Annotated in this window: 14 protein-coding genes; 9 read left to right on the forward strand and 5 right to left on the reverse strand. The window is 59.1% G+C overall.

Features of this window, described 5'->3' with window-relative positions; translation table 11 throughout:
• Positions 1-81: 81 nt before the first annotated feature.
• On the reverse strand, positions 82-1,032 hold the full coding sequence (locus AC3WWR_RS12940) for a DUF1853 family protein (RefSeq protein ID WP_492598770.1): 951 nt from the start codon (positions 1,030-1,032) through the stop codon (positions 82-84).
• A 122-nt stretch (positions 1,033-1,154) separates the two neighbouring features.
• Here AC3WWR_RS12940 and AC3WWR_RS12945 point away from each other — a divergent pair, with 122 nt between their 5' ends.
• Genes AC3WWR_RS12945 through pepN form a run of 6 tightly spaced genes read left to right on the forward strand, consistent with a single transcriptional unit; the run spans position 1,155 to position 7,672 of the window.
• Positions 1,155-2,045 carry an NAD(+) kinase gene (locus AC3WWR_RS12945; protein WP_020799297.1) on the forward strand — a complete coding sequence of 297 codons (891 nt, stop codon included), beginning with the start codon at positions 1,155-1,157 and terminating at the stop codon, positions 2,043-2,045.
• Positions 2,045-3,016 carry a metallophosphoesterase gene (locus AC3WWR_RS12950; protein WP_020799298.1) on the forward strand — a complete coding sequence of 324 codons (972 nt, stop codon included), beginning with the start codon at positions 2,045-2,047 and terminating at the stop codon, positions 3,014-3,016. Before AC3WWR_RS12945 ends, AC3WWR_RS12950 begins: the two co-directional genes overlap by 1 nt.
• Positions 3,013-3,882 (forward strand): rhomboid family intramembrane serine protease, encoded by an 870-nt coding sequence (locus AC3WWR_RS12955; RefSeq protein WP_492598771.1) that lies wholly within the window; start codon positions 3,013-3,015, stop codon positions 3,880-3,882. Before AC3WWR_RS12950 ends, AC3WWR_RS12955 begins: the two co-directional genes overlap by 4 nt.
• A 34-nt stretch (positions 3,883-3,916) precedes the next feature.
• Complete coding sequence (locus tag AC3WWR_RS12960; protein ID WP_020799300.1) at positions 3,917-4,177, forward strand: YeaC family protein; 261 nt, start codon at positions 3,917-3,919, stop codon at positions 4,175-4,177.
• Entirely contained in the window at positions 4,174-5,004 is an 831-nt protein-coding gene (locus AC3WWR_RS12965; RefSeq protein WP_492598772.1) for a DUF2797 domain-containing protein, read from the forward strand. The genes AC3WWR_RS12960 and AC3WWR_RS12965 overlap by 4 nt, the downstream gene beginning before the upstream one ends.
• Positions 5,005-5,014: 10 nt before the next feature.
• The gene (gene pepN, locus AC3WWR_RS12970; RefSeq protein ID WP_454865794.1) at positions 5,015-7,672 is read left to right on the forward strand and encodes an aminopeptidase N; all 2,658 of its coding nucleotides are present in this window, start codon (positions 5,015-5,017) and stop codon (positions 7,670-7,672) included.
• An 83-nt stretch (positions 7,673-7,755) separates the two neighbouring features.
• Here the strand turns inward: pepN and AC3WWR_RS12975 are convergent, their stop codons facing one another.
• Positions 7,756-8,985, reverse strand: coding sequence for an ElyC/SanA/YdcF family protein (locus AC3WWR_RS12975; RefSeq protein WP_492598773.1), 1,230 nt, complete (start codon positions 8,983-8,985; stop codon positions 7,756-7,758).
• A 314-nt stretch (positions 8,986-9,299) separates the two neighbouring features.
• Positions 9,300-11,216, reverse strand: coding sequence for a hypothetical protein (locus AC3WWR_RS12980; RefSeq protein WP_237749949.1), 1,917 nt, complete (start codon positions 11,214-11,216; stop codon positions 9,300-9,302).
• Positions 11,217-11,712: 496 nt separating this feature from the next.
• Here AC3WWR_RS12980 and AC3WWR_RS12985 point away from each other — a divergent pair, with 496 nt between their 5' ends.
• Positions 11,713-12,765: a WD40/YVTN/BNR-like repeat-containing protein gene (locus AC3WWR_RS12985; protein WP_033040653.1), complete on the forward strand. Its 1,053-nt coding sequence runs from the start codon at positions 11,713-11,715 to the stop codon at positions 12,763-12,765.
• A 28-nt stretch (positions 12,766-12,793) separates the two neighbouring features.
• A complete protein-coding gene (locus AC3WWR_RS12990; RefSeq protein ID WP_020799306.1) occupies positions 12,794-15,178 on the forward strand; it encodes an efflux RND transporter permease subunit in 2,385 nt (794 codons plus the stop codon).
• Positions 15,179-15,327: 149 nt separating this feature from the next.
• Here the strand turns inward: AC3WWR_RS12990 and AC3WWR_RS12995 are convergent, their stop codons facing one another.
• Together AC3WWR_RS12995 and AC3WWR_RS13000 are read right to left on the reverse strand one after the other, a co-directional pair.
• On the reverse strand, positions 15,328-16,047 hold the full coding sequence (locus tag AC3WWR_RS12995) for a FadR/GntR family transcriptional regulator (protein ID WP_020799307.1): 720 nt from the start codon (positions 16,045-16,047) through the stop codon (positions 15,328-15,330).
• Positions 16,048-16,164: 117 nt separating this feature from the next.
• Complete coding sequence (locus tag AC3WWR_RS13000) at positions 16,165-17,901, reverse strand: IlvD/Edd family dehydratase (RefSeq protein ID WP_033045537.1); 1,737 nt, start codon at positions 17,899-17,901, stop codon at positions 16,165-16,167.
• A gap of 193 nt (positions 17,902-18,094) precedes the next feature.
• Between AC3WWR_RS13000 and AC3WWR_RS13005 the strand changes: the two genes are divergently transcribed.
• Positions 18,095-19,417, forward strand: coding sequence for an MFS transporter (locus AC3WWR_RS13005; protein WP_033045538.1), 1,323 nt, complete (start codon positions 18,095-18,097; stop codon positions 19,415-19,417).
• The last annotated feature ends 118 nt before the right edge of the window (positions 19,418-19,535 follow it).

Genomic DNA, 19,535 nt, shown 5'->3' on the forward strand with positions numbered 1-19,535 from the left:
GGCTCGCTCCCACAGTTAAAGTGCATTCCCCTGTGGGAGCGAGCCTGCTCGCGAAGGGGGGTAGTTCAGCCAGCGAAAAACTCAATACTGCCCCGGCACATTCGGCCAAAGATCCGACACCAGGAACAACCGTTCCGCTTCCTCCCAATCGCCGTGGGCATTTTCCGTCAGGCGTACCAGCAATTGCGCCGGCGCCAAAGGCTCCAGATCGCTGAGCCAAGCTTGCAACTGTTCATCGTCCCAGGTCTGCTCCGCGGGATAGTGCGCCGGTGCCAGCCAGGCATGGCGGGGCAGGGGTTGCCAGCGGCCGGGCGGACTCTGTGCGAAAAACCTCGTCCAATCCTTTTGATGCAGCCAGCGACCGCGCAAGTGCTGTGGGTGCGCGCCACTGGGCGAGGCCGCCTGTCCCGGCCATGGGTAGAGCAAATAACCGCCCAACCACAAATGCGCGCTGAACTCCCGGATATCCAGCGCCGCCAGCACCTCGCGACTCTCGGCACGCGCGGAAATCGGCAATTGGTGCTGGCTCAGGTGGGCCAGTTTGCGGTCCAGCCGATCGTGGCAGCCCGGACCGAGCCACTGCGCGGTGTCGTGCCCGTCGCCGTTCTGCGGGCCGAGGTAGAGCTTGATCGCCAGTTCCAGGTGATGCACGCCGTCGCGATCGCGCAGCAGCAGGTCCAGCTCGCCCAGGGTGTGACCTTCGCGGCGGATCGGCATGTTGGAGGCAATCAACTCGATGCCGGGCGCATGCTGCACGGCAAACTGCCAAAGCCGTTCATAATAAAGGCCCAGGCGTCGGGTGCGGGCCTGGGCCAGCCAGTGCAGCAAACCGTAACTGTCCCGGTCGAGTTTTCTAAGCCAGGTTTCCAGGTGTTCCGGTGCCTGCACCCAGTCACTGCCTGCCAATGGATGTCGCTGCGGCCAGGGCGTGGCGCCGAGCATCGGCGGGGCGAGGATGACCCACGCCAGGTCGCGCACTTCGGGGTGGCGCAACTGGTGGGGTAACTGCAGCAAATCTGGAAATAGGATCATCTTGCGAGCATAGCCCGAATCGTGGGTGCACCTTGAGGCTGAAAGGATTTTGTCTATCTCGCGCTTTCACCCATAATCGTGTTTTTCGCCGTCGCAGGCCCCCGCGTCCCCATAGGAGCCCCATGGAGCAATTTCGTAATATCGGCATCATCGGACGCCTCGGCAGTTCCCAGGTGCTGGATACCGTCCGCCGACTGAAACGTTTTCTGCTCGATCGTCACCTGCACGTGATCCTTGAGGACACCATAGCCGAAGTCCTGCCGGGCCACGGTTTGCAGACCTCGTCGCGCAAGATGCTCGGTGAAGTCTGTGACATGGTCATTGTGGTGGGCGGTGATGGCAGTCTGCTTGGCGCAGCACGGGCGCTGGCCAGGCACAATATCCCGGTGCTCGGCATCAACCGGGGCAGCCTGGGGTTTCTCACTGACATCCGCCCCGATGAGCTGGAAATCAAGGTCGCCGAAGTGCTCGATGGCCACTATCTGGTGGAGAACCGCTTCCTGTTGCAAGCTGAAGTTCGTCGCCACGCCGAAGCCATTGGCCAGGGCGATGCACTGAACGATGTGGTGCTGCACCCCGGCAAATCGACGCGCATGATCGAGTTCGAGCTGTACATCGACGGCCAGTTCGTCTGCAGTCAGAAGGCCGACGGCCTGATCGTCGCCACGCCCACGGGCTCCACGGCCTATGCGCTTTCTGCCGGTGGCCCGATCATGCATCCCAAGCTCGACGCCATTGTGATTGTGCCGATGTACCCCCATACCTTGTCAGGCAGGCCGATTGTGGTCGATGGCAACAGTGAGCTGAAAATCGTCGTGTCCAAGGATATGCAGATATACCCGCAAGTCTCGTGTGACGGGCAGAACCACTTTACCTGTGCGCCCGGCGACACCATCACCATCAGCAAGAAAGCCCAGAAGTTGCGGCTGATCCACCCCCTCGACCACAACTACTATGAAGTGTGTCGGACCAAACTCGGCTGGGGCAGCAGGTTGGGTGGTGGAGGCGACTGATGCTCGATCCCGCGCGTAGCTACGACCTGATCGGTGACGTGCACGGTTGCGCTCTGACCCTTGAGCACTTGCTCGACCGGCTCGGTTATCACAAGCAAGCCGGCGTTTGGCGTCATGCCTCGCGCATGGCGGTGTTCGTCGGCGATATCATTGACCGCGGCCCACGGATTCGCGAGGCGCTGCACATCGTCCACGACATGGTCGAGGCAGGGCAGGCGCTGTGCATCATGGGTAACCATGAATTCAACGCCCTGGGCTGGGTAACCCCGGCATTGCCTGGCAGTGGCAAGCAGTTCGTGCGCGAACACACGCCGCGCCACGCTCGATTGCTGCATGAAACGTTAACCCAGTTCGAACATCATCCGGGTGACTGGCATGACTTCCAGCAGTGGTTCTATGAACTGCCGCTGTTTATCGATGCCGGACGCTTCCGGGTGGTGCATGCCTGCTGGGACGCCGGATTGATCGAGCCGCTGCGGGCATTGTTCCCCGATGGCTGCATCGACGAGCACTTCCTCCAGGCCTCGGCCGTGCCCGACAGTTTTGCCTGTACCGTGTTCGACCGCCTGTTGCGCGGCACCGACATGCGCCTGCCCCATGGCCTGACCATGACCAGCGGCGATGGCCTGACACGCTCGTTCTTCCGTACCAAATTCTGGGAAGACGATCCGCAAACCTACGGAGACATCGTGTTCCAGCCCGACGCCTTGCCCGACCCGGTGGCCCGAACGCCACTGTCGTCAACCGAAAAAAACAACCTGCTGCGCTACGGCGCCGACCAGCCGTTGCTGTTTGTCGGTCACTACTGGCGCAGCGGCAAACCGGCGCCGATTCGTCCGAACCTGGCGTGCCTGGACTACAGTGCGGTGCTCTACGGAAAACTGGTGGCCTATCGACTGGACCAGGAAACCCGGCTCGACCCGCACAAGTTTGTCTGGGTCGATGTCGAGCGACCGGAGGTGTTGCAATGAGCCGGGTCGCAGTCTTGCGCCTGCCGCTGGCGGTGGACCTGAGCGGGTTCGTCAAGTTGTTGCAGCGCATGCAGGTGCCGCATCGGGTCAGCGAGGAAGCTGGTGAACAGGTGCTTTGGGTGCCGGCCAACATCAGCGACGACGTGCGTGTGTTGTACGAGCGCTATCCGGAGGGCGATCCGGAGCACAAGCTCGATATCCCGATCGCGCAGTCGATTCGCCGGCCGAACTTCGCCGAGCAGGTACGCCATGGCAAAGCGACCGCGGCGGTGCTGGTGCTGAGCCTGGTCGTCGGCGCGCTGACACTGCTGGGCGATAACCTGAGTACGTTGCGCTGGCTGACGTTTCTCGATTTTCGCGTGGTCGGCGAGTACATCCATTTTGTGCCATTGGCCGACAGCCTGGCAGCGGGGCAGTGGTGGCGCCTGGTGACACCGATGCTGATTCACTTCGGCTTCCTGCACCTGGCCATGAACGGCATGTGGTATTGGGAGCTGGGGCGTCGTATCGAATCGCGCCAGGGCAGTGTCAACCTCATCGGCCTGACCTTGTTGTTCAGCCTCGTGTCCAACTATGCCCAGTTCGTGTTCAGCGGGCCAACCCTGTTTGGCGGATTGTCCGGGGTGCTGTACGGCCTGCTCGGGCACTGCTGGATTTTTCAGATTTTGTCGCCCAACAGCGCCTATCGCCTGCCCCGAGGGGTATTGGCGATGATGCTGATATGGCTATTGTTGTGCATGTCCGGACTGGTCTCGATGATCGGTTTCGGCGAAATAGCCAACGCGGCCCACGTTGGTGGGCTGCTCGTCGGATGCTTGACCGGTTTGTTGGGTGGTTTGTACAACCGCCGTAAACTGGCCGTCTAAAACTGTTATGTGATTCAAAGAGCGCGGAGACCCAATGTCCTCTTTTAACGAAATGATCAAGAACATCACCCCGGATATCTACCAGAGCCTGAAACTGGCAGTGGAGATCGGTAAATGGTCCGACGGTGGCAAGCTCACCGCCGAACAACGCGAACTGTCGTTGCAGGCGATGATCGCCTGGGAAATCAAGAACCTGCCTGAAGAAGAACGTACTGGCTACATGGGGCCGCAGGAATGCAGCTCCAAATCGATTCAAGTACCCAATATCCTGTTCAAGTCGGATGCCATCCATTGATCGAGATTGGCCGCGGTGCAATCAGTAAAATGTCGGCGCGCCTGGACGGGCCGAATGTGCAATATGCCTTTCGCCTGGGCGATCTCGAGGTGCCGGTCAATCCGTTGATCGGCACCACGGTGCGCCTGGAATACCTGGGGGCGATCCACTGCACCCATTGCGGGCGCAAGACCAAGACCAGTTTCAGCCAGGGCTACTGCTACCCGTGCATGACCAAGCTGGCCCAGTGTGATGTGTGCATAATGAGCCCGGAACGCTGCCATTTCGACGCCGGTACCTGCCGGGAGCCGGAGTGGGGCCAGACGTTCTGCATGACCGATCACATTGTCTACCTGTCGAATTCTTCCGGGGTAAAAGTCGGCATCACCCGCGCCACCCAGCTGCCGACCCGATGGATCGACCAGGGCGCCAGCCAGGCGTTGCCCATCATGCGCGTCGCGACCCGCCAGCAATCAGGCTTCGTCGAAGATCTGTTTCGCAGCCAGGTCGCCGACAAGACCAATTGGCGTGCCTTGCTCAAGGGGGACGCGGTATCGGTGGACCTGCCGCAGATCCGTGACCAGTTGTTCGACAGCTGCGCCGAGGGCCTGCAAGGCTTGCAGGAACGATTCGGCCTGCAGGCGATCCAGACTATTGCCGACGTCGAAACGCTCGAGATCCGCTTCCCGGTCGATCAGTATCCGGCGAAAATCGTCAGCTTCAACCTGGACAAGAACCCGATTGCCGAAGGCACGTTGATGGGGGTCAAGGGCCAATACCTGATCTTCGATACCGGCGTGATCAACATTCGTAAATACACGGCTTATCAGCTCGCCGTGCATAGTTAAGGACTCCAGCATGCGCACCGAACAACCGAAGATGATCTACCTCAAGGACTATCAGGCGCCTGAGTACCTGATCGACGAAACTCACCTGACCTTCGAGTTGTTCGAGGACCACAGCCTGGTCCATGCGCAACTGGTGATGCGCCGCAACCCCGAGCGTGGTCCGGGCCTGCCGCCGCTGGTGCTGGATGGCCAGCAGCTGGAGTTGCTGTCGGTGACCCTGGCCGACCGCGAGCTGGGCCTTGCCGATTACCAACTCACCGAGAATCATTTGACTCTGCAGCCGACCAGCACCACGTTCACGGTCGATACCAGCGTCAGGATTCACCCGGAAACCAACACCGCGCTGGAAGGCCTGTACAAGTCCGGCACGATGTTCTGCACCCAGTGCGAGGCCGAAGGCTTCCGCAAGATCACCTATTACCTCGACCGCCCGGACGTGATGAGCACGTTCACTACCACAGTGGTCGCCGAACAGCACAGCTACCCGGTGCTGCTGTCCAACGGCAACCCGATCGCCAGTGGTCCTGGCGAAGACGGTCGCCACTGGGCGACCTGGGAAGACCCGTTCAAGAAGCCGGCGTACCTGTTCGCGCTGGTGGCCGGTGATTTGTGGTGCGTCGAAGACACTTTCACCACCATGACCCAGCGTAATGTAGCGCTACGCATTTATGTCGAGCCGGAAAACATCGACAAGTGCCAGCACGCCATGAACAGCCTGAAGAAATCCATGCGCTGGGACGAAGAGGTCTATGGCCGCGAGTACGACCTGGACATCTTCATGATCGTCGCCGTGAACGACTTCAACATGGGCGCCATGGAGAACAAGGGCCTCAACATCTTCAACTCCAGCGCCGTGCTGGCGAAGGCCGAGACCGCCACCGACGCCGCGCACCAGCGGGTCGAGGCCATCGTTGCCCATGAATACTTCCACAACTGGTCGGGCAACCGCGTGACCTGCCGCGACTGGTTCCAGTTGTCGCTCAAGGAAGGCTTCACGGTGTTCCGCGATTCCGCCTTCTCCGCCGACATGAACTCGGCGACGGTCAAGCGCATCCAGGACGTGGCCTACCTGCGCACCCACCAGTTTGCCGAAGACGCCGGTCCCATGGCTCACGCGGTACGGCCGGACAGCTTCATCGAGATCTCCAACTTCTACACCCTGACCGTGTACGAAAAGGGCTCGGAAGTGGTCGGCATGATCCACACCCTGCTCGGCGCCGAAGGCTTCCGTAAAGGCAGCGACCTGTATTTCGAGCGCCATGACGGCCAGGCCGTGACCTGCGATGACTTCATCAAGGCCATGGAAGATGCCAATGGCGTCGACCTGACTCAGTTCAAGCGCTGGTACAGCCAGGCTGGCACACCTCGTTTGGCGGTGAGCGAGTCTTATGATGCTGCGGCGAAAACTTACAGCCTGACCTTCCGCCAGAGCTGCCCGCCGACCCCGGACAAAGTTGAAAAACTGCCGTTCGTGATTCCCGTCGAACTCGGCCTGCTCGACAGCCAGGGCGGTGAAATTGCCCTGCGTCTTGCCGGCGAAGCGTCGGCGCAGGGGACTTCCCGGGTCCTCTCGGTCACCGAAGCCGAGCAGACGTTCACCTTCGTCGACATCGCCGAACAGCCGTTGCCTTCGCTGCTGCGCGGTTTCTCGGCACCGGTGAAACTGAGTTTCCCGTACAACCGTGACCAACTGATGTTCCTGATGCAGCACGACAGCGACGGCTTCAACCGCTGGGATGCTGGTCAGCAACTGTCGGTGCAGGTGTTGCAGGAACTGATCGCCCAGCAGCAGAAGGGCGAAGCGTTGGTACTGGATCAGCGTCTGGTTTCGGCCTTGCGTACCGTGCTGTCCGACGAGACGCTGGATCAGGCAATGGTCGCCGAAATGCTGTCGCTGCCAAGCGAAGCGTACCTCACCGAAATCAGCGAAGTGGCCGACGTCGAGGCGATTCACACCGCCCGCGAGTTTGCCCGCAAGCAACTGGCCGATGCGTTGTTCGAAGGCTTGTGGCTGCGTTACCAGGCCAACCGCGACCTGTCGAAAAAGACCCCGTACGTGGCCGAAGCCGAGCATTTTGCCCGTCGCGCACTGCAGAACATTGCGCTGTCGTACCTGATGCTCAGCGGCAAGCCCGAAGTGCTGGCGGCGACGCTGGAGCAGTTCGACGCCTGCGACAACATGACCGAACGCCTGACTGCGCTCGCCGTGCTGGTCAACTCGCCATTCGAAGAGCAGAAAGCCAAGGCACTGGCCAGCTTCGCCGATCACTTCAAGGACAACCCGTTGGTCATGGACCAGTGGTTCAGCGTCCAGGCCGGCAGTGTGCTGCCGGGTGGCCTGGATCGGGTCAAGGCATTGATGCAGCACCCGGCGTTCAACATCAAGAACCCGAACAAGGTGCGGGCCCTGATCGGCGCGTTCGCCGGGCAGAACCTGATCAACTTCCATGCGGCGGATGGCTCCGGGTATCGCTTCCTGGCGGATCTGGTGATCGAGTTGAACGGCTTCAACCCGCAGATCGCTTCGCGCCAACTGGCACCGCTGACTCGCTGGCGCAAGTACGACAGCGCCCGTCAGGCGTTGATGAAAGGCGAACTGGAGCGCATTCGTGCTTCGGGGCAGTTGTCCAGTGACGTGTTTGAGGTGGTGAGTAAAAGCTTGGCTTGATGACCGTGTGAGCGAGTTTTTTCGCAACGGCTGTTGAAATACTGAAATGCCCGTATCTTGCGCTACGGGCATTTTTTTGTGGCTTATACGGTGCCGCGATTGAATGTAAGTTCCAGCGGGTTGAAGAGAGATCTGAAGAAGTCGTCGACTGTGCGGACGGCCATTTTGTCTTCCGAGGTCAACTGCGTCGACTTGAATCGCTCAATCATCTGTTGATCGATCGTTCGAATAGCTCTGACAACCGTTCCATATTTATCCGCATCTTTCGGATGGTCCGCAGTCAACTTATCAGCGAACGTCGCCAGGCAATCCAGAACCGAGGAAAAAAACGCATCCGGGTAGAGGCCTGCATTACTTGGTAGATAAGCAGTATTAAACAAGTAATTCAGCGTGGTGGAAAACTCGCGAATAATGGCGAGATTATCGGCGAGCGTGGTGTATTTGGCTTCATCACAGAACGGGAATGATTCAATCTGAAATGGCGTCTCGCTGTTTATCTTGAGTTGTTGGGCATAGGTGTAGGTTTGTCGAAACACCGCGGCGGGCGTACCGCTGACAATAACCGTGCCGAGTGGTTTTCCACCCTGAATGTCACGGTTGATGATGTCCGCGACGTTAATTGCGTTTTGACCGCTGTTGGTCGAGAAGGGGTCAACTGTGATCCGTTGTGGGGCGATGCCTTTTTCCATCAGCAACTCTTTAAAGCGGTCACCTTCTGTTTTGTTGGTCGCGATGGAATGGCGATCCGTCGTGCCGTGGCCACCGAAGCCGCTGGTAATAAAGTTGATGTGCTTGCTGTCCGCGAGTTTGTCGGCGATGTATGAGACGTAGGTTTCGTCGTTGTTGCCGTTCAACACTATGTAGCTGCCCGGCGTGTCATGGCTTTTTATCCAAACGGCCATGTCGCTCTTGGAAGGGCTGAGTGAAGTGACTTTGCTGTTGTCGACGGTCAAGGCAATCGGTGAGGTGAGTACTGATAGACGACCCTTTGTAGCGTCGCCCAAGCTGGACTGAATGCGTGTGGCCAGTTCTATCTGCGGTGAGTTGCCTGCAGGTTTTAGTTCAGCGAGTTCATGCCCTTCCTTGATCAGGTTGCGCATGGTGAGCGCGGTGTTCAGGATGGTTTTCGCATTGGCCAGAGTCTGTTCGAGTGGCTTCGCCGCGCTGTCATTCGAATAAGGGCGCGCCACGGTGATTAGGCGTCCGGAGGTCAAGACATACCCATTGGGAACAGTGAATTGATTGAGCCGATTGTTCTTGGTCAGCACTAATTCAGCTTTTCCTTGGCTTCGGTCCCGCCGCAGACGAATCACGCCCCGGTTTTTCCTCCGGTAACTGCGCAAGCGCCACAAACTCCTCTTATCCCTGGCAAACGAAATTCACCGCTTTCGCAATGGGTGTGGGGACTATCGGACGGTCGTTGTTTGCGAGAGGGCGGCTGGATGAGGCGCCAATTGGGGAAGGAATCATTTCTTGCTGTCCATGGGGAGTCAATGCGCGCCACCATAGGGGAACGACAAGTCGGCTTCTGACAAAAAACGCTCATCGATACAGTTCGCTGGACTGCGTGAATCAGCCTGGCTTGGTCCTGATGCCGCGCAGTGCCAGTCACTGCGCGGCGAACGGGTTACGGCAGCGAGAAAATTTTCGTGGCCAGTTCCTTGTCGATGTGGCCGCGATAAATGTCGATTTTCTGGTGAGCGTTTTGTGCCTTGGCCAGTGCCGTGGCATTGGTTTCAAAGCGCTGATCTTTGGTTTTCAGGCTGGCGGCGGTGTAATCGGCGTTGGCATCACTTGATGTTTTGTAATGAAAGTGCGCATACCACAATGGCCGATTGTTATTGTTCATCAGAACGTATTCCTGCAAAAAGTCCTGGCGTCCGGTTTTCAGTTGTATGCGTTCGCCGATTTTTTGCGGGTGAACCTCCTTGTGACGAAACAGATACTCCACGGCTTCGCTGGTAGGGGCTTGGGCCAGGGATATTTGGATACGCAGTTGCGTTGCTTTTTCCTTGATTGTTCCAGCCGTGAGCCGCAGGTCTTTGACGAGGTCGGCATCCTTCTGCGAGTTTGACGGTGCGTTTTCGTGGCGTTCCAGGCGGTCCGCATAGTCGATCAGATTCTGTGCCGTGTTCTGCAAGCTCTCTTCGATTCCCTTTGGATGGCTCGCCCCTCGTGCGTAGCCCTCGAATTTGTGCACCAGCTCATCGATTTTCGCCAACGCCTTTCGAGCATCGCCCTTGAGTTGCGGGTAGGGAGTCACGCGCGCTTTCGGTTCGGTTTTACTCGCTTCGACGATTTCCACCCAGGCATTCGATTTATCTTCGCGGAACGAGGCCAGTGGCTGGTCTTCGAAAGGGCTTCTGACGTCGACAATGTCTGTGCCCTGATTGGCAACTCGAGCCCGAACCTCTCCGATCAATGTGCCTTTGACAGTGTGGATGACCCGCTTGCGGGAGGGCGATGTAGCGGGAAGTTCGGCTTTCGATGTCGGGGACGGCGTTTCAGCGCTCTTCAGTTCATCAGCCAGGCGGTGCTCGGCATCGTCGCGCAATTGTCCAACGATTTCACACAGATGGGCGAACCGGTCCGGCTGCAATTCATCGGATCTCAGGATGCCAATACTGGTGAGCCCTACCATTGCGGTGTCGTAGTGTTTGACCAGGTTATCCAGTACGGCAATACGATCGTCGCTTTTATAGTGCTTTGAGATTTGAAGCTCAATATAGGACGTGAACAACAACTGCAGGGGTGCCATAACGTCAAGCAGTGCTGCTGACGTGTCGCTGCCAGGCTCCTTGGCGCCGAGAGAGGTCAAGGTGGTCAGTTGGCAGACCTTGGTACCCAGCACGTTAATTTCATTATCGGGCCTGTTGCTGGTCAATCGCTCCCAGGCCTCGGCCCCCTGGTGCGACATCCCTTGAAGTTGGCGAAGACGGCTCCCCACCTCCGTTTGGAACTTGAGCACCGTTTCGTAGATTTCGCAGAGTTCACCCATGTATTCCAAAAAACCATCCACTACGGCAGTACCTTCGGTTAGCAGGGCTGTAGCGAGCTGCACCTCATCACTATTGGAATGGGTGTACTTGCATTTAGCTGCTTCGAGATCCAGGCCTTTAATGGTGATTTGCGCATAAGCATTGTTGATCAGATTTTCCTGCAGCTTGCACCCTAATTGGGCAATGTCAGGGGCAACCCTCAAGCCAATCAATTCCGTGGTCACGTCCAGCAGCGTGACATAGCTTGTGCTTTGAGCGTCCAATACGACGGCGTAACGTTGTCTGAACTGTGCCCGTTCCTGTTCGGAGCACGATGGATCGTTCATTTTGCTCTGCATGACGTTGTATGTGATATCAACGCGCTTTTGCATCTGTTTCTGTTGCCCCAGCAACTTCTCCTGATCTTGCATTAGCCCTGCGAAGCGCTGCTGCTTTTGCTCTCGCATCGCGACCACTCTGTTCTTACGGCCACCCCCGATTGGCTTCGGTCCCGCCGCAGACGAATCACGCCCTGGTTTTTCCTCCGGTGATTGCGCGAGTGCCACAAACTTCTCCTGTCCCTGGCAAACGAAATTCACCGCTTTCGCAATGGGTGTAGGGACTATCGGACGGTCGTTGTTTGCGAGAGGGCGGCTGGATGAGGCGCCAATTGGGGAAGGAATCATTTCTTGCTGTCCATGGGGAGTCAATGCGAGCCACCATAGGGGAACGACAAGTCGGCTTCTGACAAAAAACGCTCATCGATACAATTTGCTGGACTGCATGGATCAGCCAAACACCGGCATAGACCGTCCATGGATAACACGATCACCCGCGGTAATACCCGACCATTCACCCGGGACGCATCGACCCGCGGTTAACAAAACATAACGTGCCGTCGATTGTCAGCCGTCGAAAAACACCGATAGGATAAGCCAGCTTCCGAAGGGGCTCTGGATTGCGGGTTTCAAGACTATGCTTTTGAAACAGGACGTCCCGTGAGTACCCCTTTCGGCGCCCTGAAAGGTTGAACGACCTAACAATAATAAAGGGGGAAGGTCTATGAGTGAGCCTGTCATGGGTGTGGGTATCTGCCGCCCGCCGGCATTGCGCAAATTCGCGTCGCTGGCTACAGCGCTCTCGCTGTTGGGCTGTGCCGTGTGGTCAACATCGGTGCTGGCCGCTGACGCGCCAGCGTCCAACGTCGTTTATTCCGTTGAATCGGCCAAGGCCAGCAAAAGCCTGGTGCTCGATGTCGTGCACGCCGGCAAGCGCCTGGTGGCGGTCGGGGATCGCGGGCACATTCTGTATTCCGACGACCAGGGTTCCACCTGGACCCAGGCCAAGGTGCCGACCCGCCAGTTACTGACTTCAGTGTTCTTTGTCGATGACAAGCACGGCTGGGCCGTGGGGCATGACGCGCAGATCCTCGCCAGCGAAGACGGTGGTGTCACCTGGACCAAGCAATTCGAAGATCTGAAACGCGAATCGCCGCTGCTCGACGTCTGGTTCCAGGACGCCAACAGCGGTTTTGCCGTAGGCGCGTATGGTGCGTTGATGGCCACCACCGACGGCGGCAAGAACTGGGAAGACGTCAGCGACCGCCTGGACAACGAAGACCAGTTCCACCTCAACGCCATCACGGCGGTCAAGGATGCCGGCCTGTTTATCGTTGGCGAGCAGGGCAGCATGTTCCGCTCGGCCGATTGGGGCCAGACCTGGGAAAAACTCGAAGGTCCGTACGAGGGTTCGCTATTCGGTGTGATCGGCACCGCGCAACCCAATACGCTGTTGGCGTATGGCCTGCGCGGCAATCTTTACCGCTCCACGGATTTCGGCAGCACTTGGGAGCAGGTCAAGCTCAAGGCTGAACGCGGTGATCTGGAATTCGGCCTGTCCGGCGGTACATTGCTTGACGATGGTTCCATTGTGATCGTCGGCAACGGCGGTTCGGTGATCAGCAGCAGCGACAACGGTGAAACCTTCAGCGTCTTCAACCGTCGGGATCGTATCTCGCTCTCATCTGTCGTCGCCGCAGGGAACGGCAATCTGATTCTGGCTGGACAGGGCGGCGTTCGCGCCACTTCGCCAAATGGCGCTGAGCTGGGCAAATGAGCCGGGTTAATAATAAGAAGGCGTAGTCATGACATCCTTAAGCACCCATCATCAGGACAAGGCGACGTTTCTTGAGCGCCTGATCTTCAATAATCGCCCGGCAGTGATTTTCATCTGCCTGCTGGTCAGTGTTTTCCTGTTCTGGCAGGCGACGCTGATCCGCCCGTCCACCAGCTTCGAAAAAATGATCCCGCTCGAGCATCCGTTCATCCAGAAGATGATGGAGCACCGTAACGACCTGGCGAACCTGGGCAACACCGTCCGCATTTCCGTGGAAGCCACCGACGGCGACATCTTCTCCAAGGAGTACATGGAGACGTTACGCCAGATCAACGACGAGGTGTTCTACATCTCTGGCGTCGACCGCTCCGGCCTCAAGTCGCTGTGGAGCCCGAGCGTGCGCTGGACCGAAGTGACGGAGGAGGGCTTTGCTGGGGGGGAAGTGATCCCGCAGAGCTACAACGGCTCCCAGCAAAGCCTCGACCTGTTGCGTAACAACGTGCTCAAGTCTGGGCAGGTCGGGCGCCTGGTGGCCAACGACTTCAAGTCGAGCATCGTCGACATCCCGCTGCTGGAGTCCTACCCGGACCCGCAGGACCAGGGCAAGTTGCTGGCATTGGACTATCGCAAGTTCTCCCACGAGCTGGAAGATAAGATCCGCGACAAGTTCGAGAAACAGAACCCCAACGTGAAGATCCATATCGTCGGTTTCGCCAAGAAAGTTGGCGACCTGATCGACGGCCTGGTGATGGTGGTGATGTTCTTCGGTGTTGCCTTCGTCATCACCCTGATCCTGCTGTACTGGTTCACCAACTGCATGCGCAGCACAGTGGCGGTATTGAGTACCACCCTGGTGGCGGTGGTCTGGCAGTTGGGGTTGATGCACTTCTTCGGCTTCGGGCTCGATCCCTACTCGATGCTGGTCCCGTTCCTGATCTTCGCCATCGGTATTTCCCACGGCGTGCAGAAGATCAACGGTATCGCCCTGCAATCCAGCGAGGCGGAAAACGCCTTGACGGCGGCGCGGCGCACTTTCCGCCAGCTGTTCTTGCCAGGGATGATCGCGATCCTCGCCGATGCGGTGGGCTTCATCACGCTGCTGATCATCGATATCGGTGTGATCCGCGAGCTGGCCATCGGTGCTTCCATCGGTGTGGCAGTGATTGTGTTCACCAACCTGATCCTGTTGCCGGTGGCGATTTCCTACGTCGGCATCAGCAAGCGTGCCGTGGCTCGCAGCAAGAAGGATGCGATCCGCGAGCATCCGTTCTGGCGGCTGTTGTCGAATTTTGCCAGCGCGAAGGTTGCACCGGTTTCGATTTTCCTGGCGCTGGTCGCCTTTGGCGGTGGCCTCTGGTACAGCCAGAACCTGAAGATCGGAGACCTCGACCAGGGCGCGCCGGAATTGCGTCCGGACTCGCGCTATAACAAGGACAACAACTTCATCATCAGCAACTACTCCACCAGTTCCGACGTGTTGGTGGTGATGGTCAAGACCAAGGCCGAAGGCTGCTCGCGCTACGAAGCCATGGCGCCGATCGATGAGCTGATGTGGAAGATGCAGAACACCGAGGGCGTGCAGTCGGCGATCTCGCTGGTCACCGTGTCCAAGCAGATGATCAAGGGCATGAACGAGGGCAACCTGAAATGGGAAACCCTGTCGCGTAACCCGGACGTGTTGAACAATTCCATCGCCCGCGCCGATGGCCTGTACAACAACAGCTGTTCATTGGCACCGGTGCTGGTGTTCCTCAACGATCACAAGGCCGAAACCCTGGACCGTGCGGTGCATGCGGTGCAGGAATTCGCCAAGGAACACAACACCGAGAACCTGGAGTTCATCCTGGCTGCCGGTAACGCGGGCATTGAAGCGGCCACCAACGAGGTGATCAAGAAGTCCGAACTGACCATCCTGATCCTGGTGTACATCTGCGTCGCGGTCATGTGCATGATCACCTTCCGTTCCTGGGCGGCGACCTTGTGCATCGTGTTGCCGCTGGTGCTGACGTCGGTGCTGGGCAACGCCCTGATGGCCTTCATGGGCATCGGCGTGAAGGTCGCGACCCTGCCGGTGGTGGCGCTAGGGGTGGGGATTGGCGTGGACTACGGCATCTACATCTACAGCCGCCTGGAAAGCTTCCTGCGTGCCGGCCTGCCGTTGCAAGAGGCGTACTACCAGACGCTGAAATCCACCGGCAAGGCCGTGCTGTTCACCGGCTTGTGCCTGGCCATCGGCGTGTGCACCTGGATCTTCTCGGCCATCAAGTTCCAGGCTGACATGGGCCTGATGCTGACCTTCATGCTGCTGTGGAACATGTTCGGTGCGTTGTGGCTGCTGCCGGCACTGGCGCGGTTCCTGATAAAACCGGAGAAGCTGGCGGGGCAGAAGGGTAATTCGCTGTTTGCTCACTGATCCCTGGTTGAAACAAAAAAGCCGCAACCTCAGGGTTGCGGCTTTTTTTTGTGCGTGAAGATCAAAAGATCGCAGCCTGCGGCAGCTCCTACAGATGTACATCATTCCCCTGTAGGAGCTGCCGCAGGCTGCGATCTTTTGATTTTGCTTTACGAGGGATCGCTACCCAGCACCACATTCAGCGCACTACGCGCATCGTCCAGTTGCACCAGCGTCGCATGCCGCGCACCCAGCGCATCGCGGTTTTCGATGGCCGTGAGAATCGCCTTGTGCCGCGGCAACGCCAGCTCATGCAGGTTTGGCCGCTGATTGGAATGCTTCAACGCTTCGGCAATCGCTACCGACAGCATGTTGCACAGGTTGGCCAGCAAGTCGTTGTGGGTGGCGTCGGCTATACGGCTGTGGAAATCCAGGTCCGGTTGCAGCAAGGCTTCCGGCGTCGGTGCCGCCTCCATGCGCTGGTAGGCTTCACCGATGGCGGCAATGTCCGCGTCGGTGGCGAACTGCGCGGCGAGGGCGGCGGCGGCCGGTTCGATGATGCTGCGCACACTGGTCAGCAGGTCGAAGAACTGGTTCTGCGGGCTGCTTTGCATCAGCCAATGCAGGACGTCCGGGTCGAGCATGTGCCATTCCTTGCGCGGCTTGACCACCGTGCCGACCCGCGGACGGGAATAGACCAGGCCCTTGGCGACCAAAACACGGGTGGCTTCGCGCAACACCGGCCGGCTGACGGCATACTCCTCACAGAGCAGGGCTTCGGCGGGCAGTTTGTCGTCCGGCAGGAAACGTCCCGAGACGATCTGCATGCCCAGTTCCTGGACGATGCGCGAGTGCATGCTTTTGCGGTCGGAGGGTTTGCGGTAATCCATGGGGAACGGCGCGGTCCTGTGCGATGGCGATGCCGCGCATGATAACAGGCGCGGCAAAGTCTTGAAGTGATCGTTCCCACGCAGAGCGTGGGAACGATCAGGGGGAGGGCAACGGAGTCAGTGGGAGTGGCGGGGTACCTCGGCGCCTCGGCAACCGACCAGGAAGTCAAAGTCACAACCCTGATCCGCCTGCAACACATGGTCGATGTACAACTGGCGATAGCCGCCCACCAACAATTGCTGTGGCGGCTGCAGGTCGGCCATGCGCGCCGCCAGTTCGGCATCCGGGATGTCCAGGTGCAGGCGACCGCTGGCGCAGTCGAGTTCGATCCAGTCGCCTTCCTTCACGGCTGCCAACGGACCGCCAGCCGCTGCTTCCGGGGCGACATGCAAGACAACGGTGCCATACGCGGTACCGCTCATGCGCGCATCGGAAATGCGCACCATGTCGGTCACGCCCTGGGCCAGCAGCTTGGCCGGCAAGCCCATGTTGCCGACTTCGGCCATGCCCGGATAACCCTTCGGCCCGCAATTCTTCATGACCAGGATCGAGTTGGCATCCACGTCCAGTTCCGGATCGTTGATTCGTGCCTTGTACATGTCGAAGTTCTCGAACACCACGGCTCGCCCGCGATGCTGCATCAATTCGGGTGTGGCGGCGGAGGGCTTGAGCACTGCGCCCAGTGGCGCGAGGTTGCCGCGCAATACGCAGATCCCGCCGTCGGCGCGAATCGGGTTGTCGAGGGTGCGGATGACCTCGTCCTCGCCATAGATCGGCGCGTCCTTGGTGTTTTCGCCGATGGATTTGCCGTTGACGGTCAAGGCATCGGGATTCGGGATCAGGTTGGCTTCGCCAAGGCGGCGTAATACCGCTGGCAAGCCACCGGCATAGTAGAACTCCTCCATCAGGAAGCGCCCGGACGGTTGCAGGTCGACGATGGTCGGCATGCCGCGACCGATGCGGGTCCAGTCGTCCAGGTCAAGCTCCACGCCGATGCGGCCGGCGATGGCCTTGAGGTGAATCACGGCGTTGGTCGAACCGCCGATGGCGGCGTTGACCCGGATGGCATTTTCGAAGGCTTCCTTGGTGAGGATCTTCGACAGCTTCAAATCCTCGCGCACCATCTCCACGGCACGCATGCCGGACATGTGCGCCAACACATAACGACGAGCATCCACGGCGGGAATCGCCGCGTTGTGGGGCAGGGAGGTGCCCAGTGCCTCGGCCATGCAGGCCATGGTCGAGGCGGTGCCCATGGTGTTGCAGGTGCCGGCCGAGCGAGACATGCCGCCCTCGGCCGCGAGGAAGTCGTCGAGGGTGATGGTGCCGGCCTTGACCTGTTCGCTCAGTTGCCAGACCACGGTACCCGAGCCGATGTCCTTGCCTTTGTGCTTGCCGTTGAGCATCGGCCCGCCGGTGACGACGATCGCTGGCACGTCGCAACTGGCCGCGCCCATCAGCAATGCCGGGGTGGTCTTGTCGCAGCCGGTCAGCAGTACCACCCCGTCGATCGGGTTGCCGCGAATGGCTTCCTCCACGTCCATGCTCGCCAGGTTGCGGGTCAGCATGGCGGTCGGGCGCAAGTTGGATTCACCGTTGGAGAACACCGGAAATTCCACCGGGAAGCCTCCAGCCTCGATCACTCCGCGCTTTACGTGTTCCGCGATCTGGCGGAAGTGCGCGTTGCACGGGGTCAGTTCCGACCAGGTGTTGCAGATGCCGATGATTGGCTTGCCATGAAACTGGTGATCGGCGATGCCCTGATTCTTCATCCAGCTGCGGTACATGAAGCCGTTCTTGTCGGCGGTGCCAAACCAGTGGGCGGAGCGCAGGGTGGGTTTCTTATCAGACATGATCGATTCTCTTATTGTATGACTATATTGTTCGGGCTGAGGCGTAACATAAGCGCAAATTCGCCTGTTTGGAAGTGTTGTTGGTTAAATAGTATTACTATATAGTCGTTTTCAGCGGAGGGATGGCCCTGACGGTTAGCCGTGAGAGGCGTCCCCCGAGGTTCTATAAAAACAACAATCGGAGACCGATCTCATGAGCCAGGAATTGCGGCTGATCCGCCGCATCACACTGAAACTGATTCCCTTCCTGATCCTGCTGTACCTGATCGCCTACGTGGATCGCTCCGCAGTGGGCTTCGCCAAACTGCACATGGGCGCCGACATCGGCCTCGGTGATGCGGCGTACGGGTTGGGCGCAGGACTGTTCTTCATTGGCTATTTCCTCCTGGAAATCCCCAGCAACCTGATGCTTGACCGTTTTGGCGCACGACGCTGGTTCGCCCGAATCATGGTCACCTGGGGCGCCATTACCATCGGCATGGCGTTCGTCCAGGGGCCGAACAGCTTCTACCTGATGCGCTTTTTGCTCGGTGCGGCGGAAGCCGGGTTCTTTCCTGGCGTTCTGTACTACATCACCCAGTGGTTCCCGGTGCGCCATCGCGGCAAGATCCTGGGCTTGTTCATCCTGTCCCAACCCATCGCGATGATGATCACCGGGCCCGTGTCCGGCGGGCTATTGGGCCTGGATGGCGTTCTTGGCCTGCACGGCTGGCAGTGGCTGTTCATCGTCATCGGCACCCCGGCGATCCTGCTGACCTGGCCGGTACTGCGCTGGTTGCCGGATGGCCCGCAACAGGTGAAGTGGATGGACCAGGCCGAGAAGGACTGGCTGAGCGGCGAACTGCAAAAAGACCTGCAGGCATACGGCCAGACCCGCCACGGCAACCCGCTGCACGCGCTCAAGGACAAACGCGTGTTGCTGCTGGCGCTGTTCTACCTGCCGGTGACCCTCAGCATCTATGGCCTGGGCCTGTGGCTACCGACCCTGATCAAGCAGTTCGGCGGCAGCGACCTGGTGACCGGGTTCGTGTCATCGGTGCCCTATGTCTTCGGGATCGTTGGTCTGCTGATCATCCCGCGCAGCTCCGATCGATTGAATGATCGTTATGGTCACTTGGCGGTGCTGTATGTGTTGGGCGCCATCGGCTTGTTCCTCAGCGCCTGGCTGACGTTTCCGGTACTGCAATTGATGGCGCTGTGCCTGGTGGCGTTCGCACTGTTTTCCTGCACGGCGATTTTCTGGACCTTGCCCGGGCGCTTCTTTGCCGGCGCGAGTGCGGCGGCGGGGATTGCCCTGATCAACTCGGTAGGCAATCTCGGCGGCTACATCGGCCCGTTCGTGATCGGCGCGCTCAAGGAATACACCGGCAACCTGGCATCGGGGCTGTATTTCCTGTCCTGCGTGATGGTGTTCGGCCTGGTGTTGACCGGCGTGGTGTACCGCCAGTTGGAGCGCAAGCATGTGTTGCCGGCGGATGAGTTTGCCGCCAGTGCGCGTGGGGCTACCCGTACTTGAGGATTCACAACGATCTCCTGTGGGAGCGAGCCTGCTCGCGAAGGCGCAGCGTCAGCCAACAGATAGGTTGGATGTGATGACCTCTTCGCGAGCAGGCTCGCTCCCACGGGGACCTTCG

This window comes from Pseudomonas sp. EB271-G4-1 (assembly GCF_058791355.1).

Bases quoted from the DNA above. Each gene is read 5' to 3' on its own strand.
- AC3WWR_RS12940 (WP_492598770.1), bottom strand. From the start codon at position 1,032: ATGATCCTATTTCCAGATTTGCTGCAGTTACCCCACCAGTTGCGCCAC.
- AC3WWR_RS12945 (WP_020799297.1), top strand. From the start codon at position 1,155: ATGGAGCAATTTCGTAATATCGGCATCATCGGACGCCTCGGCAGTTCC.
- AC3WWR_RS12950 (WP_020799298.1), top strand. From the start codon at position 2,045: ATGCTCGATCCCGCGCGTAGCTACGACCTGATCGGTGACGTGCACGGT.
- AC3WWR_RS12955 (WP_492598771.1), top strand. From the start codon at position 3,013: ATGAGCCGGGTCGCAGTCTTGCGCCTGCCGCTGGCGGTGGACCTGAGC.
- AC3WWR_RS12960 (WP_020799300.1), top strand. From the start codon at position 3,917: ATGTCCTCTTTTAACGAAATGATCAAGAACATCACCCCGGATATCTAC.
- pepN (WP_454865794.1), top strand. From the start codon at position 5,015: ATGCGCACCGAACAACCGAAGATGATCTACCTCAAGGACTATCAGGCG.
- AC3WWR_RS12985 (WP_033040653.1), top strand. From the start codon at position 11,713: ATGAGTGAGCCTGTCATGGGTGTGGGTATCTGCCGCCCGCCGGCATTG.
- AC3WWR_RS12990 (WP_020799306.1), top strand. From the start codon at position 12,794: ATGACATCCTTAAGCACCCATCATCAGGACAAGGCGACGTTTCTTGAG.
- AC3WWR_RS12995 (WP_020799307.1), bottom strand. From the start codon at position 16,047: ATGGATTACCGCAAACCCTCCGACCGCAAAAGCATGCACTCGCGCATC.
- AC3WWR_RS13000 (WP_033045537.1), bottom strand. From the start codon at position 17,901: ATGTCTGATAAGAAACCCACCCTGCGCTCCGCCCACTGGTTTGGCACC.
- AC3WWR_RS13005 (WP_033045538.1), top strand. From the start codon at position 18,095: ATGAGCCAGGAATTGCGGCTGATCCGCCGCATCACACTGAAACTGATT.